Source organism: Bacillus sp. 17RED48 (assembly GCF_019837545.1).
Taxonomy (GTDB): Bacteria; Bacillota; Bacilli; order Bacillales; family Bacillaceae_G; genus Bacillus_A; species Bacillus_A wiedmannii.
Genome location: NZ_JADAXG010000009.1, coordinates 131,564 through 157,116, shown reverse-complemented (window position 1 = coordinate 157,116; position 25,553 = coordinate 131,564). Strand labels below are relative to the sequence as shown.

General features: G+C 35.9%; 25 protein-coding genes. 9 read left to right on the top strand and 16 right to left on the bottom strand.

The features are described 5' to 3' along the window. Positions 1-9: 9 nt before the first annotated feature. The 7 genes from ILT06_RS26825 to ILT06_RS26795 form a co-directional block, all read right to left on the bottom strand. Positions 10-945 (bottom strand): ABC transporter permease subunit, encoded by a 936-nt coding sequence (locus ILT06_RS26825; RefSeq protein WP_001074641.1) that lies wholly within the window; start codon positions 943-945, stop codon positions 10-12. A 2-nt stretch (positions 946-947) separates the two neighbouring features. After that, the gene (gene rbsA / locus ILT06_RS26820) at positions 948-2,432 is read right to left on the bottom strand and encodes a ribose ABC transporter ATP-binding protein RbsA (protein ID WP_064477164.1); all 1,485 of its coding nucleotides are present in this window, start codon (positions 2,430-2,432) and stop codon (positions 948-950) included. Between the two features lie 18 nt (positions 2,433-2,450). Next, positions 2,451-2,846 (bottom strand): D-ribose pyranase, encoded by a 396-nt coding sequence (gene rbsD / locus ILT06_RS26815; RefSeq protein WP_098103201.1) that lies wholly within the window; start codon positions 2,844-2,846, stop codon positions 2,451-2,453. Beyond that, complete coding sequence (gene rbsK / locus ILT06_RS26810; RefSeq protein ID WP_064477077.1) at positions 2,843-3,739, bottom strand: ribokinase; 897 nt, start codon at positions 3,737-3,739, stop codon at positions 2,843-2,845. Before rbsK ends, rbsD begins: the two co-directional genes overlap by 4 nt. A gap of 13 nt (positions 3,740-3,752) precedes the next feature. Further along, complete coding sequence (rbsR, locus tag ILT06_RS26805) at positions 3,753-4,724, bottom strand: ribose operon transcriptional repressor RbsR (protein WP_000104028.1); 972 nt, start codon at positions 4,722-4,724, stop codon at positions 3,753-3,755. Positions 4,725-4,861: 137 nt separating this feature from the next. Beyond that, positions 4,862-6,475 (bottom strand): MDR family MFS transporter, encoded by a 1,614-nt coding sequence (locus ILT06_RS26800; RefSeq protein WP_064477078.1) that lies wholly within the window; start codon positions 6,473-6,475, stop codon positions 4,862-4,864. Positions 6,476-6,494: 19 nt separating this feature from the next. Next, entirely contained in the window at positions 6,495-6,953 is a 459-nt protein-coding gene (locus ILT06_RS26795; protein WP_001132358.1) for a MarR family winged helix-turn-helix transcriptional regulator, read from the bottom strand. Positions 6,954-7,225: 272 nt separating this feature from the next. Here ILT06_RS26795 and glpT point away from each other — a divergent pair, with 272 nt between their 5' ends. The 6 genes from glpT (at position 7,226) to opp4A (ending at position 14,483) form a co-directional block, all read left to right on the top strand. Continuing rightward, the gene (glpT, locus tag ILT06_RS26790; protein ID WP_048562905.1) at positions 7,226-8,575 is read left to right on the top strand and encodes a glycerol-3-phosphate transporter; all 1,350 of its coding nucleotides are present in this window, start codon (positions 7,226-7,228) and stop codon (positions 8,573-8,575) included. Positions 8,576-8,859: 284 nt separating this feature from the next. After that, positions 8,860-9,879, top strand: coding sequence for an ABC transporter ATP-binding protein (locus ILT06_RS26785; RefSeq protein ID WP_000795364.1), 1,020 nt, complete (start codon positions 8,860-8,862; stop codon positions 9,877-9,879). Beyond that, complete coding sequence (locus tag ILT06_RS26780; RefSeq protein WP_001196372.1) at positions 9,866-10,792, top strand: ABC transporter ATP-binding protein; 927 nt, start codon at positions 9,866-9,868, stop codon at positions 10,790-10,792. The genes ILT06_RS26785 and ILT06_RS26780 overlap by 14 nt, the downstream gene beginning before the upstream one ends. 14 nt (positions 10,793-10,806) lie before the next feature. Further along, entirely contained in the window at positions 10,807-11,772 is a 966-nt protein-coding gene (opp4B, locus tag ILT06_RS26775) for an oligopeptide ABC transporter permease (protein ID WP_033657692.1), read from the top strand. Positions 11,773-11,789: 17 nt separating this feature from the next. Beyond that, positions 11,790-12,695 carry an ABC transporter permease gene (locus tag ILT06_RS26770; RefSeq protein ID WP_000880734.1) on the top strand — a complete coding sequence of 302 codons (906 nt, stop codon included), beginning with the start codon at positions 11,790-11,792 and terminating at the stop codon, positions 12,693-12,695. A 12-nt stretch (positions 12,696-12,707) separates the two neighbouring features. After that, positions 12,708-14,483, top strand: a complete 1,776-nt coding sequence (opp4A, locus tag ILT06_RS26765) for an oligopeptide ABC transporter substrate-binding protein (protein ID WP_000182624.1) — start codon at positions 12,708-12,710, stop codon at positions 14,481-14,483. Positions 14,484-14,583: 100 nt separating this feature from the next. On the opposite strand, the gene ILT06_RS26760 is transcribed toward opp4A, so the two are convergent. The 4 genes from ILT06_RS26760 to ILT06_RS26745 all read right to left on the bottom strand — a co-directional run bounded on the left by ILT06_RS26760 (position 14,584) and on the right by ILT06_RS26745 (position 18,266). Further along, positions 14,584-14,709, bottom strand: coding sequence for a DUF4027 family protein (locus ILT06_RS26760; protein WP_000453509.1), 126 nt, complete (start codon positions 14,707-14,709; stop codon positions 14,584-14,586). 208 nt (positions 14,710-14,917) lie between these two features. Then, positions 14,918-15,340, bottom strand: a complete 423-nt coding sequence (locus tag ILT06_RS26755; protein ID WP_000277996.1) for a universal stress protein — start codon at positions 15,338-15,340, stop codon at positions 14,918-14,920. A gap of 65 nt (positions 15,341-15,405) precedes the next feature. After that, positions 15,406-16,857 carry a SulP family inorganic anion transporter gene (locus tag ILT06_RS26750; RefSeq protein ID WP_000487883.1) on the bottom strand — a complete coding sequence of 484 codons (1,452 nt, stop codon included), beginning with the start codon at positions 16,855-16,857 and terminating at the stop codon, positions 15,406-15,408. 155 nt (positions 16,858-17,012) lie between these two features. Next, positions 17,013-18,266, bottom strand: a complete 1,254-nt coding sequence (locus ILT06_RS26745; RefSeq protein WP_088046968.1) for a cell wall-binding repeat-containing protein — start codon at positions 18,264-18,266, stop codon at positions 17,013-17,015. 174 nt (positions 18,267-18,440) lie between these two features. On the opposite strand from ILT06_RS26745, the gene ILT06_RS26740 reads away from it, so the two are divergent. Both ILT06_RS26740 and ILT06_RS26735 read left to right on the top strand, forming a co-directional pair. Then, complete coding sequence (locus tag ILT06_RS26740) at positions 18,441-19,118, top strand: response regulator transcription factor (protein ID WP_064477080.1); 678 nt, start codon at positions 18,441-18,443, stop codon at positions 19,116-19,118. An 11-nt stretch (positions 19,119-19,129) separates the two neighbouring features. Beyond that, positions 19,130-20,500: a sensor histidine kinase gene (locus ILT06_RS26735; RefSeq protein WP_222655667.1), complete on the top strand. Its 1,371-nt coding sequence runs from the start codon at positions 19,130-19,132 to the stop codon at positions 20,498-20,500. Between the two features lie 222 nt (positions 20,501-20,722). Here ILT06_RS26735 and ILT06_RS26730 read toward each other — a convergent pair whose 3' ends face one another. Beyond that, positions 20,723-21,145, bottom strand: a complete 423-nt coding sequence (locus ILT06_RS26730; protein WP_001032608.1) for a hypothetical protein — start codon at positions 21,143-21,145, stop codon at positions 20,723-20,725. 213 nt (positions 21,146-21,358) lie between these two features. Then, positions 21,359-21,880, bottom strand: a complete 522-nt coding sequence (locus ILT06_RS26725) for a dihydrofolate reductase family protein (protein ID WP_000085784.1) — start codon at positions 21,878-21,880, stop codon at positions 21,359-21,361. A gap of 104 nt (positions 21,881-21,984) precedes the next feature. Between ILT06_RS26725 and ILT06_RS26720 the strand changes: the two genes are divergently transcribed. Beyond that, a complete protein-coding gene (locus ILT06_RS26720) occupies positions 21,985-22,938 on the top strand; it encodes a helix-turn-helix transcriptional regulator (RefSeq protein WP_000030253.1) in 954 nt (317 codons plus the stop codon). A 28-nt stretch (positions 22,939-22,966) separates the two neighbouring features. Here the strand turns inward: ILT06_RS26720 and ILT06_RS26715 are convergent, their stop codons facing one another. From ILT06_RS26715 to ILT06_RS26705, 3 genes are all read right to left on the bottom strand, one after another. After that, the gene (locus ILT06_RS26715; RefSeq protein WP_078183482.1) at positions 22,967-24,403 is read right to left on the bottom strand and encodes a DUF4367 domain-containing protein; all 1,437 of its coding nucleotides are present in this window, start codon (positions 24,401-24,403) and stop codon (positions 22,967-22,969) included. Further along, positions 24,369-24,926, bottom strand: a complete 558-nt coding sequence (locus tag ILT06_RS26710; RefSeq protein ID WP_000869296.1) for an RNA polymerase sigma factor — start codon at positions 24,924-24,926, stop codon at positions 24,369-24,371. Before ILT06_RS26710 ends, ILT06_RS26715 begins: the two co-directional genes overlap by 35 nt. 180 nt (positions 24,927-25,106) lie before the next feature. Next, complete coding sequence (locus tag ILT06_RS26705; protein ID WP_000388965.1) at positions 25,107-25,541, bottom strand: HIT family protein; 435 nt, start codon at positions 25,539-25,541, stop codon at positions 25,107-25,109. Positions 25,542-25,553 lie beyond the last annotated feature (12 nt).

The window sequence follows — 25,553 nt, the reverse complement described above, 5'->3', positions numbered from 1 at the left end:
TTCCCTCCATTACGCTTCTTTTCGACGATCAATTAATACAGCTAGTAAGATTACAAGCCCTTTTACAACTTGTTGGAAGAAAGAAGATACACCTAATAAATTTAAACCATTATTTAGTACACCGATAATTAGTACACCGATGAATGTACCAACAATCCATCCTCTTCCCCCAGAAAGACTTGTTCCACCTAATACAACTGCTGCAATTGCATCTAATTCGTAAGAAGTACCTGCAGTTGGCTGTGCAGAATCTAGTCGTGATGTTAAGACAATACCTGCAAGCGCTGCCAAAATTCCGGAAAGACCGTAAATCATTACTTTAATTCTCGTAACATTAATACCTGATAGTGCTGCTGCTTCTTCATTTCCACCAATTGCAAATGTACGGCGACCAAATGTCGTTTTCTTCAAAATGAAGTACAGTACTGCGAAAGCGATCATCATTGTAACAGCTGGTACCGGAATACCAAGAAAATAACCGCGGCCAAACATTTGGAACATTAAATGATCACCAAGACCAGTGATCGGACGTCCGTCCATATAAACAAGCGTCAACCCACGAAAAATAGTCATTGTTGCTAAAGTTGCAATAAATGGAGCTACTTTTCCCTTCGCTATGATGATACCGTTTACAATTCCCATTACAAGACCAGCTAATAATCCAACTGCCATCGCAAGAAACGGGTCCATGCCACTTGCCATCATTCCAGCAACAAGTGCACTTGATAATGCTAAAATAGAACCTACCGATAAGTCAATACCCCCTGTTAAAATTACAAAGGTCATTCCGAATGCAATAAGCGCATTAATCGATACTTGACGCAGTATATTAAATAAATTTGGAATTTCAATAAATGCTGGATTTAAAGCTGTAATTACTACAATAATTAATACTAGTCCAATTAAAGACCCAAGTTGTTGTAATACATTCCCCTTCTTAGCCATCCTTACTCTCCCCCTGTAGCTAGTGCCATAATAGACTCTTGTGATGCCTCATCTTTCTCTAAAATGCCGCCGACTTTTCCTTCATGAATAACAAGAACACGATCACTCATCCCTAAAACTTCTGGAAGCTCAGATGATACCATAATAACGGCATCTCCTTGCTCAGTAAGCTTATTCATGATAGAGTAAATTTCTTTTTTCGCTCCAACATCAACACCTCTTGTTGGCTCATCTAAAATAAGTAACTGCGGGTGGATACCTAGCCATTTCGCGATTACAATCTTTTGCTGATTTCCACCAGAAAGAGATTTCACCGCTTGCTCTCCACTAGATGCTTTCACATTAAGTAGCTTCATCATATCCGCTGTAAACTGTTGTTCTAGTTCGTTACTAAGGACACTTCCCTTTGAAAGACTTTCTAAATTCGGTAAAGCTAAATTTTCTCGGATTGAGAAATCTAAAACTAACCCTTCAGATTTTCTATCCTCTGTAATGAAAGCTATTCTTTGTCTAATCGCATCTATCGGACTATCAATCTTTACTTCTTGTCCATTAATAAAAATTTGGCCAGAATCTAAAGGTTCGTATCCAAATATCGCTTTCATAATATCTGTACGGCCAGCTCCCATCAAGCCAGCAACACCAAGGATTTCACCTTTTCTAATTTGAAACGAAACATTTTCAAACTTCCCTTTTTTCGTTCCGTTACGCATTTCAAAAATAACATCACCAATTTGACTATTTCGCTCCGGGTAACGTTCACCAATGCTGCGCCCCACCATCATACTCACTACTTCATCAAACGATGTTTCCGGAATTAATCTCTTTCCTACGTATTCCCCATCACGTAAAATCGTAATGGCATCACATATTGAAAAGATTTCTTCCATTCGGTGTGAGATATAAACGAACGAAACGCCTTCTTTACGTAATTTATTAATGACAGTAAACAACGTTTCAATTTCACGATCTGTTAATGCAGCTGTCGGTTCATCCATAATAATAACGCTCGCGTTTGTCATTAACGCTTTCGCAATTTCGATAATTTGCTGTTGTCCAACCGATAACTCTCCTGCCAACATAGCACCTTTTACATGTAACCCTAACTCCGCTAGTTGCTGCTGCGCAATCGCGTTCATTTGACGCGTACGTAAAATACCTGTCTTCCCATACATTAACTCTTTACCGAGAAACATATTTTCAGCTACTGTTAAATTCGATAATATGTTCAATTCTTGATGTATAAATGCAATACCGTACTCTTCAGCTTCTTTCGCATTTTTAAAAGTTCGTTCTTGTCCATCAATCGTGATGGTTCCACCATCTTTTTTGTATACACCTGTTAAAATTTTCATAAGCGTTGATTTGCCCGCTCCATTTTCCCCCATCAATGCATGGACTTCCCCTGTTTCAATCATAAACTGTGCATTCTTCAAAACAGGATTACCATTGAACGCCTTTGAAATATTTTTCATTTCAATACGCATTCCCATCACTTCCCTTTATTAAAAAATCACGCCTGCATGTAAAATTACATTGGCATAAGGCGTAGCCTCTCCTGTACGAATAATCGCCTTCGCTTTCTTCGTGTGCTCTTTAAATTGTTCATGCGATACATATTCAAATGCTGGTCCTATTAATTTCAGCTCGATTTCTTTATTTACTTCCGCATTATTGTTAATGATTTCTTCTGCTAACGTTACTTTTTCAATTGCCATATCATCAGCTACCACTTGCAATACGTCTAAAAAGCTAGGTTTTCCAATCTCAACTGCTAAATCAATTCGTTTTACTCCGTGAGGAATTGGTAACCCGCAGTCTGCGATTACAATTGTATCTGTATGCCCAAGTGAAGCAAGGACTGATGCAATCTCACTGTTTAATACACCGTGCTTTTTCATCCGACAATCACCTGCACTTCACGTACTCTATCTCTCGTTGGCATACCGCCCTGTGCTCCAAGTTTCGTTACAGAAAGGCCACCAGCAATATTCGCAAAACGAATTGCTTTTTGAAGTGTTTCTCCTTCAGAAAGCGCAACTGCTAATGCACCATTGAATGTATCACCAGCTCCAGTCGTATCTACTACATCAACAGCGATGCTAGGAACATGCACAATCTCCGTACCATTATGGAAACGAACACCTTTAGAACCTTCTGTCATCAATAGTTTATTTGGATATTTAGCCAGTAAATCTTCAATTGGTGATGTGAAATCATCTAATACGATGCGGCACTCATGTTCATTTGGCGTAATATAAGTTGCCTTTTTTAAAATATCTTCTGATAACACTTGTGCTGGCGCTGGATTTAACATAACTGGAATATTATGCTCCTCACAAATAGCCAATACATATTTTACTGTTTCAAGTGGAATCTCTAGTTGAAGAACAACCATATCTGCTTTTATAAGAAGATCTTTTGAACGATCTACAACCGACTCATTTACATGAGCATTCGCCCCTTGCACGACAACAATACTGTTATCCTCTTCTGCTAAAACGATATGAGCAATTCCTGTCGCCGCATCTGTAACCGGTACCACATAGTCGATAAAAACGCGTTCGTTCTCTAAATTGCTCCTAACTACAGTTCCATAATTATCGTTTCCAACTGCTCCAACCATTGCTACATTTGCGCCTAATCTAGCTGCAGCAACCGCTTGGTTTGCCCCTTTCCCTCCCGGGATTGTATGAAATGCTTCACCAATTACTGTTTCTCCTGCTTTCGGACGTTTTTTTGAAACAGCCACTAAGTCCATTGAAATACTACCTACTACTGCAATATTTGGCATCTGTTTCATCTCCTTACTTCGTTGTATTTCGTTCTATAATTTCAATCGGTAAACGATAGTGTTTCTCTTCTAATACGTTTCCTTCCATCTGCTCTAACAACAGCTCTGTTGCAATTTTCCCCATTTCATAAATTGGCTGTGCAACAGTTGTAATAGATGGATACATCATTTCTGTTAAAGAAATTCCATCGAATCCGATAATTTGTAAATTATCCGGAATAGAAATCCCCTTTTGAAGTGCAGCCTTTACAATACCTATTGCAATTAAATCATTTCCAGCAACAATTCCATCAATATGTGGGTATTCTTCTAATAATTCCACCGCTACACGCTCACTATTAGCTGGATCAAATGTACTCTCTGCAATCATATAAGAAAGATTATTTTGCGTAATAACGTCTACAAAACCTTCAAAACGCTCATTAGCCGTGCTTACGTCACGCGGTCCGCGAATATGAGCAATATGTTTACAGCCTTTATCTATTAATAACTTTGTCGCTGCCTGACTCCCTGCATAGTTATCTGCATATACAGTAGGAATACGCTCATTAAACATACGGTCAATTGCAACAACTGGAACAGACAACTTCATGTAATTAACACTATTTTGTGGATTTGTTGCTACAATAAATCCATCCACATTATTTTGCCTAAGTACATCAATATATTGCTTTTCTTTCTCTAAGCTCTCATCAGAGTTACAAAGGACAACTGTGTATCCTTGCTTATGCGCTACATCTTCTACGGCACGTGCAACTTCTGGAAAGAACGGATTCACGATATTTGGAACAACTAAGCCAATTAAACGAGATTTTTTGTTATACAGTGAACGCGCTACTGTACTAGGTTTATAATCTAGCATCTCAATTGCTCGCTCTACTTTCTTTAATGTATCTTCATGAACATATCCATTTTTATTTAACACTCTGGAAACGGTCGCAACAGATACTCCCGCTAATTTTGCAACGTCTTTAATCGTACTCATTCTCTTCCCTCTCCATTTCGTGTAACCGTTTACAGAAAATAATATAACGTATTTCTAGAAATACGTCAATCATTTCTCACGAAAAAGCTTTTAAGGTTATACTCAAAAAAGCACCGCCATAAGGCGATGCTTTTTCATTACGAATACGATACAGTTTGTTCTTTGTCCTCTGCAGCTGGCTCTTCAGCGTCTTTTTTACGATCTGACAGTTTAATCTTCTGTAAGAAAATCGTAAAGATAGCACCTACTACGATAAATACTAATCCTGTTAGGAATACAGTATGAAGTGAGTCTACTAAAGAGTTTTTCAAAATCGGTACAATGCTGTTAGCGAATGCTTCTGGCATTTGTTTTAATGCCTCTGGACTAAATAGCATCGAATATAAACCTTGCGGGTCTGTATGAATCATATCTTTAAATTTCGTTACCATTTGTCCCGCTTCTTTCGGGAACGTATCTAATACAGGTACTAATTTATTTGTTAATGTTGTACCTGAAGTGTTGTTCATAATTGACCCTAAAATTGTAATACCAAATGTTCCACCGATTTGACGGAAGAACTGACTTGATGATGTTACGACTCCAAGATCTTTTTTCGGGAAACTTTCTTGTAACGCTAATGTTAATGTCGGCATAACAAGACCCATTCCTAAACCGATAATACTCATATAAAAAGTAGCAGTAAGTTTAGTCGTGTGCATATCCATCGTTGTTAATAACCAGAAACCACCAGCCATAATAAGCATCCCTGTAATAATTTGTGGTTTCACACCAACTTTTAATACAAGTTGACCACCGATAATACTCATAACAATCATTGTAATCATCATTGGTGTCATAATTGTTCCTGATTCAGCAGCACTTACTCCTACAATTCCTTGCATGAAGAATGGTACAAACATAATCGCACCGAACATTCCGATACTCATAAAGAAACCAATCGCATTCAGTATTGTAAACGTGCGATTTTTAAAGAAATGCATCGGTAAAATTGGTTCTTCTGCTTTCGTTTCAACGATAACAAAGCTAACAATACCAATTAGAGCTAATGCAAATAAACCGATAATTTGCCAAGAATCCCACGGATAATCTTTTCCGCCAAACGTTAATGCAAGTAATAAACTTACAACACCGAGAATCATCGTAAAGATTCCAGCGATATCAATTTTGATCGGTCCTGTTTGTTTATGTGACTTTAATCCCATTGCAATAAAGATTGTTGCTAAAATACCAACTGGTAAGTTAATGTAGAATACCCATCTCCAGTTCACTGCGTCTACAATCCAGCCACCCACTTGTGGTCCAATTACAGAAGCAAGACCGTATAACGCACCAAAAATACCTTGCCATTTCGCACGTTCTTTTCCCGTAAACATATCTCCGATAATAATCATAGCCATTGGCATCATAATACCGCCACCAAGACCTTGAATACCACGGAAAATAATTAATTCTGTCATACCATTTGCCATACCACATAACGCCGAACCAACCATAAAGATAACTAGTCCCGTAATATATACGTTACGACGGCCAAGTAAATCCGCTAATTTACCTGCAATTGGTACAACTGTCGTTGATGTTAACATATAAGCTGTTGTTAACCACGTCATTAAGCTTAATCCGCCTAGTTCACCGACGATACGCGGCATTGCTGTACCAACGATTGTTCCATCTAATGCAGCAAATAGCATCGCGATTATTAAACCGATTAACAGCAACTTTCTATTTATGTTTTCTTGTTGCTCCATGTAATCTCCTCAATTCCTCTTAGTTATTCTCTTTTTTCTCTTGTGTCCCGCAAATAATTGTTTCTAACTTCTCAAAGAGGCGTAACAAATCTTCTCTTTCTTGTAATTCTAAATGTGAGAAATATTTTGCAATATGCTCATTACGAGCGGTCATTGCCTCTTCTACTCTAGCTTTCCCCTTTTTTGTTAACTCAATGATGACAACACGACGGTCATCTTTGTCGTGATAGCGTTCTACAAGCTCTTGGTCAATTAGGCGATCAATCATCACTGTAATTGCACTAGGCTTTACATACATCTTTTTTGCTAATTTTGTCGCTCTTGAAGCACCGTAATGATCCAAAATCTTTAAAATATAAAACTGCGGTGGTGTAAGTCCTGTTGCTTGCATTTGTTCTAATAACTCCGTCTGCATTTTCTTTCCAATCGAAAAGGCAAGAGCTTGAATTTTATCGATATGCGTCATATCATTTGGCATGTTATCCACCTCTTATTTAAGCAATAAAATATTTAACGTATTTAAATATTAATCCCACAAACAAAATCCGTCAACACTTTTTATTTATAAAAACGTTTACATTTTTGTCACAAAGTTGTATAATTTTCGACGAAGTTAATATTGACAGTCACGGAGAATCGGAGTATACGGCTATGAATCATAAAAAAGGAAACTTTTTTATATTTCATGGCCTTTTTATATTCTCTCTGACTTACAACATTTCGAATTCATTAGGGGAGGATTTTCATTTTATGTTTTTTACACAATTATTTAAACCTGCGCCCCACGCGGAACGCTTACCAGCTGATCGCGTTGATAGCGAATACCGTAAATTACGTTTACAAGTATTCTTAGGTATCTTCATCGGCTATGCAGGTTACTACTTTGTTCGAAAAAACTTTTCACTAGCAATGCCATACTTAATTGAACAAGGCTTTAGTAAAGGGGAACTTGGGGTTATCCTTTCAGCAGTATCTATCGCTTACGGATTAAGTAAATTTCTTATGGGTATCGTATCCGACCGTTGTAATCCTCGCTATTTTTTAGCAGCTGGGCTATTTTTATCAGGTATCATTAATATTATTTTCGGCTCATTTTCTTTCATTACAACGAGCATTATACTTATGTTTGTCCTTCAGTTTTTAAATGGATGGGTACAAGGTATGGGCTGGCCTCCTTGTGGTCGTACGATGGTTCACTGGTTCTCTATTAGTGAACGTGGTACAAAAATGTCTATTTGGAACGTCGCTCATAATGTCGGTGGCGCACTTATGCCTTCTCTTGTAACATTAGGGTTATATTTCTTTGCAAATGACTGGCATAGTATTTTTTACTTCCCAGGTATTCTTTCAATTTTAGTTGGTATTTATGTATTAATTACGATGAGAGATACACCTCAATCTTGTGGATTACCTTCTATTGAAGAACATACTGGAGAATATCCAGCAGATGAAAAAGTAAAAGATCGAGAACGCGAACTTTCAGTAAAAGAAATTTTATTTACATACGTACTAAACAATAAATTTTTATGGTACATCGCTATTGCGAACGTTTTCGTTTATTTCGTACGTTACGGCGTTGTAGACTGGGCTCCTACTTATTTAGTAGAAGAAAAAAGTTTTACTCATAGTAGCTCTCGCACAGCTTATGCTCTATACGAATGGGCTGGTATTCCAGGTACACTTCTTTGCGGATGGATGAGTGATAAACTGTTTAAAGGGCGCCGCGCACCTGCTGGTATTTTATTTATGGTTGGTGTATTTATCGCCGTTCTTGTTTACTGGCTAAATCCTCCTGGTAATCCAATGGTTGATAGTATTGCACTTGTCGCAATTGGATTTTTAATTTATGGACCTGTTATGTTAATCGGCCTACACGCACTAGACTTAGCACCAAAAAAAGCTGCTGGAACTGCAGCTGGTTTAACTGGGTTCTTCGGTTACCTAGGTGGAGCTACTTTTGCTAGCGCAGCTATGGGCTTTATCGTCGATGCATTCGGATGGGATGGCGGATTCATCTTGTTACTTGTATCTTGTGTACTTGCAATGTTCTTCCTTGCTCTTACTTTAAAAACAGGATCTGCAAAACCAAAACAAGCTTAAGTACTAATATTATTCTTATCAAAAAAAGAGAGACTGTTCTTTCCAGAACACCTCTCTTTTTTCTACATATAAATCTTTTTTCTTACAAAAGATTTATTTTCCTCTCACATATATGTTAGCGTTTTCAAAACACTTCAACTACTAATACAACTGCATTCAATTTTTGTATAAAAAGATTTTTGAATATTTTCTCAACTTATACTTGTCAAACATTGTCATTTTATATTAAAATAACAACAACATACAAAATATTTAGTCTTTTCTGAAAAGATGGAGGGATAGCCATGAAGAATCCACTTCTTCGCATTGAAAACTTACAGACTTCCTTTCGCATACAAGATCACTATCATGCAGCAGTAGATGATGTTTCGTTAACTGTCCATGAAAATGAAATTGTCGCGATAGTTGGTGAATCAGGTTGCGGAAAAAGTGCACTTGCCCTTTCTATTATGCGATTGCATAATGAAGCAAATACAAAATTACAAGGGCAGCTTAACTATAGAGATAAGGATTTACTAACTATGTCAGCCGCAGAGATGAATAAAGTACGCGGATCAAACATCGGTATGATTTTCCAAGAACCTCTTACAGCACTCGATCCTCTCATGACAGTTGGAAAACAAATCGAAGAAAACTTAGACTACCACACAAGCCTTTCAAAAGTTGAAAAAAAAGAACGCACCTTAGAACTACTTCATCAAGTTGGTATTCCAAAACCAGAACTTACATATAAACAATACCCACACGAATTATCTGGCGGAATGAGACAAAGAATTGTTATCGCAATTGCAATTGCTTGTAACCCAGCACTCATTATTGCGGATGAGCCAACAACGGCTCTTGACGTAACCATCCAAGCACAAATTTTAGACTTACTAAAATCTATTCAAGAACAAACGAAAATGGGCATCATTTTAATTACTCATGATTTAAGTGTTGTCGCAGAAACAGCCGATCGTATCGTCGTTATGTACGCTGGACAAGTTGTAGAGACAGGAAAAGTTGAAGAGATTTTTAACAATCCTCTTCACCCATATACTCGTTCTCTATTAAACTCCATTCCATCTGCGTATGGTGAAAAAGAAAAATTGCATGTAATTCAAGGGGTGGTTCCTTCGTTAGCGAAGCTTCCTCGCACAGGTTGTCGCTTCCAAGCTCGAATTCCATGGATTAGACCTGATCAACACGAGGAAAATCCAATTTTACATGAAGTAAAACCAGACCATTGGGTACGTTGTACTTGCTACAAGCATTTCAACTTCCAAGATAAGAAAGGAGATGACGTAACTCATGGCACTGCTTAAAGTAGAAGATTTAAAAGTACATTTTCCAATTAAAGGTGGCTTCTTCGGCCGCACATTAGATTACGTGCGTGCTGTCGATGGTGTAAGTTTTGAATTACAACCGGGTGAAACATATGGGATCGTTGGTGAATCAGGAAGTGGCAAATCAACAACGGGTAAAGCAATTATGCATTTAACGAAAGCAACAGAGGGTAGCATTCATTTTAATAATAGAGATTTAACAAAATTAAGTCGCTCTGAACTACGTGAACAACGAAAAGATATTCAAATGATTTTCCAAGATCCTTATTCATCATTAAATCCGAAGAAACGTGTTCTCGACATTATTGCTGAGCCTCTTCGAAATTTTGAGAAGCTCTCACCTGATGAAGAACGTAGAGCGGTTCAAGAATATCTTGATAAAGTTGGTCTAAATCCAGAGTCAATTTATAAATATCCACATGAATTTTCCGGCGGGCAAAGGCAGCGGATTGGTATTGCACGCGCTCTTACATTAAAACCTAAGCTTATTATCGCTGATGAGCCAGTATCTGCGCTTGATGTCTCTGTACAAGCACAAGTATTAAACTTCTTGCAAGATTTACAAGCTGAGCTCGGACTAACATACTTATTCATTAGTCATGATTTAGGTGTAATTCGTCATATGTGTGACCGTATCGGTGTTATGTATCGCGGACGCATCGTCGAAGAAGCAACTAGTGCAGAAATTTATAGTAATCCGCAACATATTTATACGAAGCGCCTAATATCAGCAATTCCTGATATTCGTCCTGAAAACAGAGAGAGACAGCGTAAGCTCCGTCAACAAGTAAGCTCTGAATACGAGAAATCATACGAAAATTATTTCAATGAAAACGGTCGTGCTTATGACTTAAAAGCAATCTCGCCAACGCACCGGGTGGCATTACCATAAGGGAGTGATAAAACATGTGGAAGTTTATATTACGGAGATTTTTAGTGATGATCCCGCAATTATTCGTGTTAAGTGTACTTGTCTTTCTACTAGCTAAGGCAATGCCAGGCGATGCCTTAACTGGCAAAGCAATGAATCCAAAAGCGGATCCAAAAGTGATTGAAGAACAACGTGAAAAGCTTGGATTAAATGACCCAGTTCCAACACAATATGTTCGCTGGATTAAAAATGCAGCCCAAGGTGACTTTGGTATTTCCTATGCACATAAAATGAAAGTAACCGATTTAATTGGAGAACGACTTGGAAATACAGTATCTTTAGCACTTGTCATTCTTATTCTTACTTATTTAATTGCCATACCACTGGGAGTTATAAGTGGGCGTTGGAATGATACATGGGCTGATCGACTCATTACCCTTTACAACTATCTAGGTTTTGCTACACCACTATTTATATTTGCACTAGTTATGCTCTTCCTATTCGGATTTAAGTTTGCAATATTCCCAACCGGCGGTAGCGTAGATCCTCAAGTTGCAACAGGTACATTTGCTTACTATTTAAGCAAATTGAATCACATGCTACTACCAGCTTTATCCGGGGCATTAATCGCAACAGTTGGTACTGTTCAATATTTACGAAGCGAAATTATTGATACGAAACATAAAGATTTTGTTCGTACAGTAAGAGCAAAAGGTGTTCCAGAATCAAAAATCTATTCTAGACATATTTTACGAAATTCATTCTTACCAATTGCAGCCTTCTTAGGCTATGAAATTACAGGATTAGTTGGCGGTGCCATCTTTTTAGAAAGTATTTTTAGCTATCCAGGAATTGGACAACTATTTATACAATCTATCTCTCAACGTGATTTTAGTGTAATAACTGCACTCGTTATGTTTACTGGATTTGCAACGTTACTTGGAACTCTCCTTTCAGATATTATTCTAAGCATCGTCGATCCACGTATTCGTATTGATTAAAGAAAGGAGATGACGTTATGTTAGCAAACCCTGAAAAACAAACTGAAGTTATTCATTACGAAAAAAGCCCTTCTGGTTTCTCTATTATGTGGCGAGAACTTCGTAAAGATAAATTAGCAATGTTTTCACTTATTTTCCTAGCAATCTTATTACTAGCAGTCTACGCAACATCTTTTATTATGAAACAAGAAGATATTGTACGAGTTGATTTATTCGCTATTTATGCTCCCCCCTCTGCTGAACATTGGTTAGGAACAGATTATGGAGGACGCGATATTTTCGGCCAACTTATTATTGGTACACGGAACTCTTTTACAATTGGATTAGCAATTACTATTCTTTCTTGTTTAATTGGTCTTTCAATTGGATTAATTGCCGGGTATTTTGGAGGAGCTATTGATAATATCATTATGCGCATTATCGACTTTGTTATGGTTTTACCATTTTTAATGCTTGTAATTGTATTTATTACACTTGTTCCTACATTCAATATTTTTACTTTCATTTTAATTATGAGCGTGTTCTTATGGACAGGAAAGGCCAGATTAATTCGCTCAAAAGTATTAACTGAAAAAGAACTAGATTATGTCTCTGCATCTAAAACTTTAGGAACACCAAACTGGAAAATCATTCTTTTCCAAGTACTACCTAACTTAAGTTCAATTATCATTGTTAGCGTTACATTAAATCTTGCTGGAAACATCGGTATTGAATCTGGTCTAACTTTCTTAGGATTTGGTCTACCAGAAAGTACACCAAGCCTTGGTACACTTGTTAGTTATGCTAGAAATCCAGATGTATTACAAGAAAAATGGTGGATTTGGTTACCCGCATCAGTCATGATTTTAACATTGATGCTGTGTATAAATTTTATTGGTCAAGCGCTACGCCGCTCGGCCGACGCAAGACAAAGAAAAGGATAAGGGGTGGAAGAAATGACAAATAAGCCAAAATTTTTCAAAGTATTAAGTACACTTGCCGTTTCAACATTACTACTTTCAGCATGTGGGGGCAGTGGTGGTAGTGAAAAAACGAGCAGCACAAAAAAAGTAGATACAAATAAATTTAGTGCATCTGTTAAAAATGATAAAAAGGAAATTAAAGATGGTTCATTAACATATGGTCTTGTTTCTAACACACCATTTGAAGGACTTTTGAACTTCGCTGTATATGAAGGAGATCCTGATAACCAAGTCATTACAATTTTCGATGAATCTTTATTATCAAATGACGAAAACTGGGAATACACGAATGATGGCGCTGCTACATATGAAATTTCTAAAGATAAAAAGACAATTACATTAAAAATCAAAGATAATGTAAAATGGCATGATGGAAACCCTGTTACCGCTGAGGATTTAGAATACTCTTATCTAGTAATTGGTAACAAACAATATGCTGGTTCTCGCTATGACACTCAAATGCAAATGATTGAAGGTATGGAAGATTACCATAATGGAAAAGCCGAAAAAATTTCGGGTATAAAGGTAACGGATCCAAAAACAATTTCGATTACATTTAAAGAACCGAATCCTTCAGTGAAAACTGGACTTTGGACATATCCTCTTCATAAGAAATACTTAGGAGATGTACCAATCGATAAATTAGCAGAATCTGATAAAATTCGTAAAAACCCAATTGGTTTCGGGCCTTTTAAAGTGAAGAAAATTACGCCAGGTGAAGCCGTTGAATTTGAACGTTTTGATGATTATTATGGCGGAAAACCAAAACTAAAAAGTATGGTTTTAAAAGTTGTTAACCCTTCCGTTGTTAACGCGTCCTTAAAAAATGGTGATATTGACATTGCTGAAGTAAGTGCAGATCAGTATCCAAATGTAAGTAAATTAAAAAATGCACAATTAGTCGGTAAAACTGATTTATACTATAGCTATATCGGTTTTAAATTAGGCCATATGGATAAAGAAAAAGAAGAAGTAGTGATGGATAAGGAGAAATTTAAAGATGTTCGTGTACGTCAAGCAATGGCGTATGCTATCGATCGAAAAGAAATTGGTGAAAAATTATATCACGGCCTACGTTATCCGGCTAACTCACCAATTCCACCATCTCTACCAAAATATCATAACAATAAAGCTGGTGCCTATGATAAAGATATAGAGAAAGCTAAAAAATTATTAGATGAAGCTGGCTATAAAGATACGAACGGAGATGGATTCCGTGAAGATCCGAATGGTAAAGAATTTAAAGCTAATTTCTTATCAATGAGTGGTAGCGATGTAAGTGAACCACTTGCAAAATTCTTTATTCAATCTTGGAAAGACATCGGCCTAAAAGTAGAGCTTCTTGATGGTCGCTTACATGAATTTAACTCATTCTACGATATGATTAAAAAAGATGATCCAAAAGTTGATCTTTTCGCGGCAGCTTGGGGAACTGGATCTGACCCAGATCCTTCTGGTATTTGGGCTAAAGATGCAGCGTTCAATTACCCACGTTGGGCTACTGACAAAAACACAGAATTATTAAAACAAGGTATTTCTCCAGAAGCTGCTGATGAAAAGTACCGTAAAGATGTCTACGATAAATGGCAAAAATTAGTTCATGACGAAGTACCATTAATTCCACTTCATTATAAATTTGACTTAAAAGGTGTAAATAATCGCGTAAAAGATTATAAATATACACCAGAAGATCAATACAAGTGGGGTAAAGTTAGCGTAACAAGCGATAAAGCAGAAACAGAGAAATAAGAAAATAGCTCCTAGCACTAAGATACATGCTAGGAGCTATTTTCTATTTATAATACTTCTCTTGCTATTAATAACAACCAATTCCTTCCCTACTCTAAAATTAAAAGATTTGATGAACCATCTTTATTAAAATAGCTAACGTAACAGATGCAGCAAATCCGCCTAAACAAATTAAGCTTACCCCTTGACTATATGATAAATTTTGCAATGATTTCATTACTTCCATCCTCCCTATCTCCCCTTTGATACTCTTATTTTACCAATGGGAAAAATTTCATAACATCGATTTTTCTGACAACAAACTTACAAATTTGTAAGTTAACATTTTCTAAAACTTATGTATCTAGTATGTCCATACCTTCCCCTTTTATACGCCAAAAAGGACCTTGAATTATATCAAAGTCCTGCTTACACTACAGAGTATCTCACTCAATTTATTTAATAATCATCACCGGGCATTTCACTCGTTTTGCTATTTTATGACTTACACTACCAAGCACCATCTCTTGCAGTGTATTTAATCCTCTACTTCCAGCGATAACAAGATCTATGTCTCCTGTATTTACATATTGAACAATCGTATCTCCTGGATCGCCATGTAATATCGTAATTTTATAAGAAATGTTCTCTTTCTTTAATAAACCTTCAATCTCTTTTAATTTATCTTTTCGACTAGCCGATATTGTTTCTAGATCTGTTTGACCTTGTATAATATCTGATTTTGCCGTTCTATTATCTACTACGTACACAACTTCAACATTTGTTTCTTCGCTACATTTCGCAATATATGTTGCATGTTCCGCTGCTCGAAGTGCATGTTCAGAACCGTCACATGCTAATATAATTTGTTTGTACATATGCTGAATCCCCTTTTCGTTATCCTACCCGTATTATATAATAAAGCCCCCTAAAAAGGAGGCTTCTAACTAGCAATTCTTTTATTATAAGTAGCTAAATTTGAAATAATCTTCGAGCTTCGTTCATTTAATCCCGTTATACTTACTTTCACGCCACTTTGTTCATACTTCATGATAACTTTATCAATTGCAGCTACTGCTGAATCATCCCATATATGCGCATAAGTAAAGTTCAACTCAATTTCTTCCACATCTTCATTGAATGAAAAATTATTTATAAAGTCTGCTGTAGATGCAAAGAAAAGTTGACCATGAATTTCGTATATTTTCTTATTTTCAATATATAAATGTTTCACGTGAATCTTTGCCATATTGAATGCAAATAAAACCGCACTAATTACTGTTCCAATAATTACACCTAATGCTAAATTATGTGTAATTAAGACAATCACAACTGTTACGATCATAACAAACGCATTTCCTTTTGGTACTTTATGAATCGTTGTTACAGAGTTCCAATCAAATGTTCCGATTGAAACCATAATCATTACTGCAACTAAAGCTGCCATTGGAATATGAACGACATAGTCACCTAAAACAAATAGTAATACGATTAAAAATCCGCCCGCTACAAATGTGGATAAACGACCTCGTCCACCTGATTTAATATTAATAACAGATTGTCCAATCATTGCACACCCTGCCATTCCTCCGAAGAAACCAGCCACAATATTTGCAATACCTTGCCCACGTGCTTCTTTATGTTTATTACTTTCCGTATGCGTCATATCATCTAAAACTGAAGCTGTTAATAATGACTCTAGTAAACCGATAATTGCAAGCATAACTGCGTACGGTAAAATAATCCCTAACGTCTCAAGTGTAAAAGGTACGTCAGGAATGCTAAAGAACGGTAATTCTTTCGGCAAGCTTCCCATATCTCCTACTGTTTTTAACTGCAATCCGCTCATAAGTGCAATACTTGTCACAATAATAATAGAAATAAGTGTAGACGGTACAGCCGTCGTAATACGTGGAAATACATATATAATTACAAGTCCTAATGCGACAAGTGCATACATTTGCCAAGTTGCATGTTTAAAATGTGGTAATTGCGCTGTAAAAACTAAAATTCCAAGTGAATTTAAAAAACCACTCATAACAGATTTAGGTACAAACTTCATAAATGAGCTCAGTTTGAACACGCCAAAAATAATTTGGACAATACCGGTTAATATTGTTGTAGCAAATAAGTATTGCAAACCGTGATCTTTCACGAGCGTGACCATTAATAATGCCATTGCACCTGTTGCAGCTGAAATCATCCCAGTTCGTCCGCCAACAAATGAAATGGTAACTGCAATACAAAAGGCTGCGTATAACCCAACGGTCGGATCCACGCCTGCAATAACTGAGAAAGCAATCGCTTCAGGAATTAACGCTAAAGCAACAACAATTCCTGACAGCACATCCCCTTTCACATTGGAGAACCAGTCATTTTTTATCGTTTGAAACAAAATACCACTCCTCTACTCTTTTATCATTTGATTTTCTCCATAAGAAAACCTAGGCCGACTGCACGAAGGCTATTATATAACGAGTAGAGGATTTTGCGCTATGTAAAAGTTTCCTAAAAAAAGACGCTACCTTCATAGCGTCTTTTCTCATTTCATTAATGTCCACCGTGCCCTTGACCACTTTCCTGAACAATCTCTAACCTTTCATCCAGTATACCTTGTGTTTCAAATGAAATATCACTCGTACTTCCTAATAAGAAGCCGTGGTTATACGGTCCAAGTGTTGGGTCATCTTTAAACTTCGGCTGAATACTAGCAAGGAATTCATACACTGGCTGTGAAGCTTTCCCTTCTTCTAACAATACAACAGGTGCGTGTTTACCCATATGTGAAAATGGTGCCCCTGCAACTGCTAAGTCTGGTGTTTTGCTTGAAACAAATGATAAACCGTGACCTGGTTTTGTAAACCCCCATCCAAATTTCGTTTTTTCATCTTTAAACTTCGCAAATACAACCGAATTCTCTGTTGGAGTCTCTCCACTAATACGCGTTATTTTTCCGTATTTACTTAACTCTTTTTCTACTGCTTTTGAAATGATTTTTTCTGGTCCTAATACATATATATTCGCTTTATCTTTTCTCATCTTTAATGCCTCTATCGTCGCTTCTGGCACTTTATCTTTTTCTGTATATAAAAGCGGTTCTGGCATATGAGAAATCCAATTTACAGCTGGTGTTGTATATAAACGCCCTTCTTCTTCAGACGAACCGATAATAACACTATTTGGATAGCTACCTGTTATATCGGCATATTCTTTATCCACATCTTTAGCAAATTTAGCTGGATCCGTTTCTTTTATTTGCTTTACTTTATATGCTTTTAATTGCTCAAGGATAGATGGACCTACATCCCCCATCAACATAATTTGTGTTCCATCTTTCGTTCCGAGCGGATTTAATCGTTTTATTTCTTTTAACGTCATTTCGGGTACCTTTTCTTTTTCTATAAATAAAATTGGCCCGTTATTCGGATGGTGAATAAGATCCGCACTTGCAATACCTAATTGCCACTCGTTTACTGGTACTAAAATAACAGCGCCTGGCTGATTCTCTTTATGCGTTGCTGGCCATATCGTTTGCGAAGTTAATACTGCCATTTGCATAGGGTCATTTGTATTTAATCTCGTTACATTTTTTAAACTCGTCGTTAATACATCATTCGATGCCCCTTTATTCATTTCTTTCGGCGCACTTACCTCCTGCTTCATTTTCATTTTCATTTCCTTTTGCTCTGTTTTCTTCTCTTCTTTAGATTCATGATTTTTATGATCTGTGTTCGTTTGCCCACACGCCGCAAGACCAGCCGCCGCAATTATTGTTATCCCTAAAATTCGGGTCATCTTTTTCACTATACCGCCTCCGTATGAATCGTTTTCGAGCCAATATGATTACCTAAAATGAAATTTCAACTTTACAATAACAAGCAATTCTGAAGAAATTATGCAGATGCATGATAATCTGCACCATTTCTTCATGATTTTGACTTACAATTTAAGTAATAACTACAAATGCGGAGGTACTCTATGGTCGATATACTACTCGTAGATGATGAGCCGAGAATGCTTGAATTATTAACGCTTTATCTTACTCCAATCGGATACAACTGCGTATGTGCAGTATCCGGGGAAGAAGCTATTTCACATATAGAAAATCGAAACTTCAAATTTGTTTTACTCGATATTATGATGCCAAAGATGGATGGGTGGGAAACGTGCAAAAGAATTCGATCCTTTAGTAACGTTCCCATCATTATGGTAACGGCTCGTGATCAAACGGTAGATGTCATCCAAGGGTTAAAACTTGGAGCGGATGATTATGTAACGAAACCTTTCCATGAAGAAGAGCTTTTCGCAAGAATTGAAGCTGTTTTAAGGCGAACGAATCAACACGCTCAAATCCAATATCACGGCATTTTATGGGATGAGGCAAAGCATTTCGTTTCTGTCTATAATGAAGAACTTCTTCTCACTCCAATCGAATTCTCTTTACTCGGATTATTTTTACGTCATGTGAACTACGTGTTAAGCCGCGATCAGCTCATTGAAAGAATTTGGGGATTAAATACAAATACAGAAGATAGAACAGTCGATTCACATATTCGTAATTTGCGTGATAAATTACGAAAAGTAAATTTCCCTATTGATCACCATTTAAAAACTGTTTACGGAGTCGGCTATCGATGGATTGATACTGTAGATTAAGGAGCAAAACGATGAAGCGAATCTCTATTCAACTCGGATTTTATTTTTTAATTGTTACACTTTTAATCGAAAGTGTTCTATTTGTCTTGCTTTATTATAGCCTTGTCAACAATAGAGTAAATGAAGAAATGACAGCTTTATTAAAGCGTGGAAATAGTCACCGAGATGTCCTTGAAAAGTATTTTGATAAGCAAACAATCTCCCATGTTGCACTAATGGAATCTGAAGCCGAAACCACTGTCGTTATTACAAATGCCAATAAGGATGTGCTAGCTAAATCTAATGAAATAAATACTACTATAAAAAAGCATATTGAAAAGATGCAAACACGGACAGATCATGACGGAGCAATTATAGAAAATCATTGGAAAACATCTAATTATATATGTACAGTTAGTCCTATTATAGTGGCAGGCAAAACAGAAGGCTACGTATATATGTTTCTCGGAACGGAATCAATCGAGGAAATGGTTAACGGGCTAACAAGACAATTCATTATTGCTGGAGTCATTACTTTTCTATTAACAGCCATCACCATCTTTCTATTATCACGGTTGTTAACAAAACCATTGTTACACATGAAACATGCCACTGAAAAAATGAGTAAAGGCGACTTATCTGTTTCATTAACAACTACTCGAAATGATGAAATTGGTGAGCTAGCATCATCTATTCAAACGCTTGCTAATGATTTACATTATATGAAAACAGAGCGAAGTGAATTTCTAGCAAGTGTTGCTCACGAATTACGAACACCGTTAACATACGTAAGAGGTTATGCTGACATTGCTTTAAAAGAAACCACATCTCCTGAGCAACGTTTGCGATATTTATCTATTATAAAAGATGAGTCTGATTACATTACAAACTTAGTTCAAGATTTATTTTCACTTGCACAAATAGAACAACATAACTTCTCTATTCAAGTAAAAGAAGTACATTTACACACCTTCCTTACTCGCATAGCCGAAAAAGTAAACGCCATGTATAAAGAAAGACATATTAAAGTTTCCTTCTTTTGTCCTCCTACACTGGTAGTAAGCTTAGATGAACAGCGATTTGAACAAGTTATAGTGAACATTTTAAATAACGCTTATAGACATTCAAACGAACATTCTCATATAAATATTTCTGTTACAGAAGAAAATAAATGTATTTCCATTACAATTGAAGATGAAGGTGAAGGTATTCCGCCTGAAGACCTCCCTCACATTTTCGACCGCTTTTATCGAGTTGATAAAGCTAGATCACGCGCTACAGGCGGAACTGGTTTAGGACTATCTATCGTGAAAGAAATTGTAGAACTACACAGCGGGAATATTACTGTAACGAGCGAAGTCGATCATGGGTCTTGTTTTATCATTTCATTATCATCTATATAGAAATACAACTATCATTAATTAACCTACAAACTTACATCATAATTGACATATGAAAACGCCCAGAGCAGAAAAAACTCTGAGCGTCTTTTATTGTCTTATTGAATTAAATTCTCCTTTAACTTAAATAAAATTAAAGGCAAAACTTAAATAAATTTCTAAACATATTCATTTCACACTCTTTATTCTAAAAAGAATCTTTAATTCTACTTAAAGTAACACTCTTTATATTTGTAATGGTTTATAAGCCAATGCTTTATCTATAATTTCTCTGGCAGTTAATTCTTCATCACTCCAGAAAATATAATCACTTATTTTAGGGTCAATAACAGACGATTTAACCATGTCCAACCAAATTGCCAGCTCCCATTCTTCTCCTTCTGTATCCATAAGTTTTTGAACCAAGGTAACTAACTCTTCTCTATTTAACTCTCCTAACTTTATATTTTTATGATTAATAGCTCTTTTTACAATGTATTCTGCACCGTAGTCAGCAAAAAATAATTCTTTTGCACGTGGATAAGGAACACTCTTTTCAAATACAGTCAGTTTATGTTCAAAATCTTCTCCAAAATCTTGTAGCTCTTGAATTTCTAAAACTAATTTTAATAGTTTCTTTTCATCCAATTCCTCACTCCCTTTATTCAAGACAACCACCTCAGTAATCTAAGTACATTTCTTCATAATTTCCATATTCATTTCAACATAAAATTACAATTTCCCTTTTGAATTATCGAAATTAATATGTTATCTGTTATCCCTTATGTTAATTGATATGTTAAAGACAGATAAATATTGATATAACTAGGAATAAGAATAGACCAAATCAGATGTGATTTGGTCTATTCATTGGTAGGTTATTCACTTTACCTCATAATATAAATTTACAAATTGCCCAAAACGTTTCGTATCCGTCAAAGTTAAATTAATTTCTGGATTCTTTTCTTTAAATAATGGAACACCAGAGCCTAATATATGCGGTGTAATCGTAACAACATATTCATCAATTAGATTATTCTTAAAGAATTCTCTCAGTAGCTCTCCTCCACCAACCATCCATATTTTAGATCCTTCTTGTGCTTTTAACCTTTTTGTAAACTCCACTACATCTTCATTTACAAACTCTACGTTTCCGTCTGAACCTTTTTCTGAACGAGAAAAAACATAACATGTTTTATCTAAGTACGGGAATGTTTCCGTATGCTCTACTACATAATCGTACGTTTTCTTTCCCATAATTATTGTATCAATCGTTTCGTACATTTCTGTATAACCGTTATCTCCCTCTCCTTCCGTTTCCATTAACCACTCTAAATCATCATTTTCTTTCGCAATATATCCATCTAAGCTCGCCGCAATAAATAAAACTATTTCACGTGACATATTTTTCCTCCTTATATCTCATCTTGATAACATATGATGTAAACAATATACTAACAATAAAACATGACACTTTATGTCATGTTAAAAAGAAAAAGGTGATACATTTGTCAAAAGCAAAACGCTTATTAGATATTCTTATATTTGCTTCTGCCAAAAAGACATTTACAGCTCAAGAAATAGCTGATGAATTTAATATTTCCGTTCGTACGGTTCATAGATACATTTTAGATTTAAGTGATATGGGATTACCCATTTATGCTGAACAAGGTCGTAATGGAGGATATAAAGTATTAACAAATAGGGTCATTCCACCTATCTTATTTACGGAAGAAGAAGCGGTCTCCATCTTTTTTGCCTTTCAATCTTTAAGCTACTACCGAGACCTGCCTTTTAATACAGAGATCAATTCTGTTACACATAAACTGTATAGCTCTCTACAACATGATGCGAAGACGAAAGTTGATAAAATACGTTCTTATATCGCTTTTTGGAATCCAAAGAGAACAATTGATACACCTCTTTTAAACGAAGTATTAACAGCCGCTATTGAAAATAAAAATTTACACTTTCAATACGAATCTAAAACAGGAATAAAAACAAAACACGTTCACCCTATCGGTGTATATGCTCATGACGGGCTATGGTACTTACCATCCTATGACTTCAGTAGAAAAAAAGTATTACTGTATCGCGTTGATCGTATTCTTTCTATATTATCAACAGAAGAAAATGAAAGTACGTTCATGAATTTAGAAGAATGGTTTGACTCTAGCTCTAACGTCATAAACATTCCTACCCAGTTACATGTCTTATTAACGACAGAAGGTGTGCGCCAATGTAAAAGCGTGCCTTACCTTGAAGAATTCGTGGTAGGAAACGAAGACGGGACAGGATATATACATTCAACAATTGATAAAGGTGAAATCAATTTTATTACCCCTTTATTTTATAGACTTGGAAAAGATGCACGAGTTTTAGAGCCAAAAGAATTGATAGATAGTTTACGTATACGTGCGAAAGAAGTTTTACATATGTATGAAGACGAAAAAAGCTGCTAGATATAAGCAGCTTTTTGTTTATTTGTTCCTATTGTTTTGACTGTTGACGAATATCAATCCACCAACGATATGACGCATTCATATTTTCAGTACTTCCATTCCCTCTGTAATGGAAAGCATCCAAAAAGATTGAATCTAGTTTATCTTCATCTACAAAATAACCTAAGTTAACTTTTACCGTTTCTCCTGGTCGGATACTGCCAATATTGTAGAAGCTTTTCCCGTCTCCGTGAGGTTCTAAATAATCAACTTCGCCCGTCATAATATTTTTTTCCGCAATTCCAGCTCTTTCAGCGTAATTCCATACATTCCCCTTACTTTTAAGCACTTGTATGGATGGATGCATATAGATTTCTTTTGTTTCCTGTTTACCTATATTTTTCACTGTTGTTGTCAAGTAGACAAATTTAGGCTGAATTAATCTTGACTCTACTAATTGATCAATTGAATCTTTACCATTTCCAAATTTATATTCATCCCGTCTATATGGTATCAATTGTCCAGCTTGATCCAAAGCCTGATTCTCGCTTAGTATTCCTAAACCAAGTTCATTAAAGTTTTCTTGTTTAAAATCTTTAATGGAATCAAAAACTTCAACTTTTTCTATCACATATTCAATTTTACTGTTATCCATGATAATGGTTACTGGAACCTTTTGTCCTATATGAAATAGTCGTTTACTATCTTTTTTCAAAGGAATCACCTTAGTTTGTTTAGGCTTACTTTCTTCGCTAAAATACTTTTTATCATAATCTGTTATATGTGATGCCTTTTCTTTTGACGTAGGCTCAAGGGAAATGTTCCCTAACACATCCACCATTTGTTCTTCGTTTATATCGTTTCCAATATAACTTTGTAACATGATCCCCTCTTTCTCAAAAAAGAGAAAGACCTCTCTGTTAAACGCTAAATTGTTGTCTCCAGTTTCTTTATTGACAATCACTGCTTTCTTGCCATTTATCTCTTTCTCTTCGTAGCTTTTTGAGTACAGCGTTTTAAAATTCGAATCTTTTCCTACTCTCCAAAGAATGAATGAAAATCCACCCTTTGCGTAGTTATCTTTAAATGAATATTTCATAGCACTGTCATCAATTGCTTCCATATTTTCTGGCAATTTACCAATCTTCAACTTATACCACTTGTCAGCCTTTTTCGAGTCATTGTTTGTTACTGAAACATTTACTTCGTAATTTTGTTTTTGGACAATCATATTATAGACTTTCACTGCCCCAAAAACGGTTGTCGGCATGCCGATTAATAAGCAAGCAGCAGCGATTAACATACGATGTTTTTTACGCTTTTTCTGCGGTTGTCCATCTTTCAGCTTCATTTCCTCCATAAACAATTTCTTTTTGCGCGTATATGTATGTGAAAATTCATGCTGTTCTTCGAGTTTATCAAAATCATCTAAAGCAATTTTTTCAGCAAGTTCATATATTTCTTTGGAGTTCTTTGAATTCGTCATGTTGTATACCTCCTATCATATTTTGAACTCGTTTTCGAGCGCGTTCAAACTGCTTACGGACATTGGCCTCCGTTATCCCCATGACACTTGAAATTTCTTGATACGTTAAGTTATAGAAGACTTTGTACTTAAACACCTGTCTGTTCGATTCATTTAACTCTTTTAGCAATGTATCAATTTGAACCTCAGACATTTTACGTTTTTCCCACTCTTCAATATTTTCATCTACTACTTCTGTTGATTCTCTTTCATATTCTTCTAAGAATGTTTTATGTCGCTTATTTTTCCGATAACTATCAATCGCCTTGTTTTTCGCGACCTTCAAAATGTAGCGTTTAAGCTCTTCAGTGCTCAAGCTATGGAGCTTTTCCAAGTTCTTATAAAGAGTAATAAACGTCTCTTGAACCGCATCTTCAGCCTGCTGAATATTATTTAAAATAGAATAAGCCACATAATAAATTTTTTGTTCGTACAACTCATATAGCTCTTCCATCTTTTCATAACCGTTGTTTGTAACTTTCATATAATTCCTCCTCTCACTCTATATAACGAATGAGCGCTATACTTTGTGACACTGCAAAATCTTTTTATAGATAAAATTTAATAATAGAATAAACAAAAGCCCAATTTCTCTATTGTAACTGAGAAATTGAGCTTTTTGTTTATTGTAATTTTCCTGACTGCCCCGTTAAAAACAACTCTCTTACGCCTTTTCAGTAAGCAGCATTTGCTCTATCGCTTCTTTTAACAAATTCTTTGTCTCTTCCAAGTTATAATTCTTCTTTTCTCCTAGCTGTACCGTATAAAACTCGGCAAACGAGCGCTCTTTATATCTTGGTACGACATGCATATGGTAATGTGTTAACTCGTTAAAGATTCCACCATTTTGGCAAATTGTAATTCCGTCAGGTTTATATAATGCCTTAATCGATTTTGCAATCAGCTTAGAAGCATCCATAATGGATTTTGCTACAACATCATCTAATTCGTCTACTTCTACAACATGTTGCTTTGGCACAATTAAAGTATGTCCTGGATAGAAAGGTTCATGATCTAAAAAACATGTTACATAGTCATCTTCATATATTTTATATATAATTTCTTCTTCGTTGGCTAATTTACACCCTAAACATTCCATCATATTTCCCCC

What these genes read in the sequence shown, in the direction of transcription:
- ILT06_RS26715 (WP_078183482.1), bottom strand. Translation starts at nt 24,403, where the DNA reads ATGACGAATTCAAAGAACTCCAAAGAAATATATGAACTTGCTGAAAAA.
- rbsA (WP_064477164.1), bottom strand. Translation starts at nt 2,432, where the DNA reads ATGCGTATTGAAATGAAAAATATTTCAAAGGCGTTCAATGGTAATCCT.
- glpT (WP_048562905.1), top strand. Translation starts at nt 7,226, where the DNA reads ATGTTTTTTACACAATTATTTAAACCTGCGCCCCACGCGGAACGCTTA.
- ILT06_RS26705 (WP_000388965.1), bottom strand. Translation starts at nt 25,541, where the DNA reads ATGGAATGTTTAGGGTGTAAATTAGCCAACGAAGAAGAAATTATATAT.
- ILT06_RS26800 (WP_064477078.1), bottom strand. Translation starts at nt 6,475, where the DNA reads ATGGAGCAACAAGAAAACATAAATAGAAAGTTGCTGTTAATCGGTTTA.
- ILT06_RS26760 (WP_000453509.1), bottom strand. Translation starts at nt 14,709, where the DNA reads ATGGAAGTAATGAAATCATTGCAAAATTTATCATATAGTCAAGGGGTA.
- rbsR (WP_000104028.1), bottom strand. Translation starts at nt 4,724, where the DNA reads ATGAGTACGATTAAAGACGTTGCAAAATTAGCGGGAGTATCTGTTGCG.
- rbsK (WP_064477077.1), bottom strand. Translation starts at nt 3,739, where the DNA reads ATGCCAAATATTGCAGTAGTAGGTAGTATTTCAATGGACTTAGTGGCT.
- opp4A (WP_000182624.1), top strand. Translation starts at nt 12,708, where the DNA reads ATGACAAATAAGCCAAAATTTTTCAAAGTATTAAGTACACTTGCCGTT.
- ILT06_RS26755 (WP_000277996.1), bottom strand. Translation starts at nt 15,340, where the DNA reads ATGTACAAACAAATTATATTAGCATGTGACGGTTCTGAACATGCACTT.
- ILT06_RS26785 (WP_000795364.1), top strand. Translation starts at nt 8,860, where the DNA reads ATGAAGAATCCACTTCTTCGCATTGAAAACTTACAGACTTCCTTTCGC.
- ILT06_RS26825 (WP_001074641.1), bottom strand. Translation starts at nt 945, where the DNA reads ATGGCTAAGAAGGGGAATGTATTACAACAACTTGGGTCTTTAATTGGA.
- rbsD (WP_098103201.1), bottom strand. Translation starts at nt 2,846, where the DNA reads ATGAAAAAGCACGGTGTATTAAACAGTGAGATTGCATCAGTCCTTGCT.
- ILT06_RS26735 (WP_222655667.1), top strand. Translation starts at nt 19,130, where the DNA reads ATGAAGCGAATCTCTATTCAACTCGGATTTTATTTTTTAATTGTTACA.
- ILT06_RS26740 (WP_064477080.1), top strand. Translation starts at nt 18,441, where the DNA reads ATGGTCGATATACTACTCGTAGATGATGAGCCGAGAATGCTTGAATTA.
- ILT06_RS26770 (WP_000880734.1), top strand. Translation starts at nt 11,790, where the DNA reads ATGTTAGCAAACCCTGAAAAACAAACTGAAGTTATTCATTACGAAAAA.
- ILT06_RS26725 (WP_000085784.1), bottom strand. Translation starts at nt 21,880, where the DNA reads ATGTCACGTGAAATAGTTTTATTTATTGCGGCGAGCTTAGATGGATAT.
- opp4B (WP_033657692.1), top strand. Translation starts at nt 10,807, where the DNA reads ATGTGGAAGTTTATATTACGGAGATTTTTAGTGATGATCCCGCAATTA.
- ILT06_RS26710 (WP_000869296.1), bottom strand. Translation starts at nt 24,926, where the DNA reads ATGAAAGTTACAAACAACGGTTATGAAAAGATGGAAGAGCTATATGAG.
- ILT06_RS26795 (WP_001132358.1), bottom strand. Translation starts at nt 6,953, where the DNA reads ATGCCAAATGATATGACGCATATCGATAAAATTCAAGCTCTTGCCTTT.
- ILT06_RS26780 (WP_001196372.1), top strand. Translation starts at nt 9,866, where the DNA reads ATGGCACTGCTTAAAGTAGAAGATTTAAAAGTACATTTTCCAATTAAA.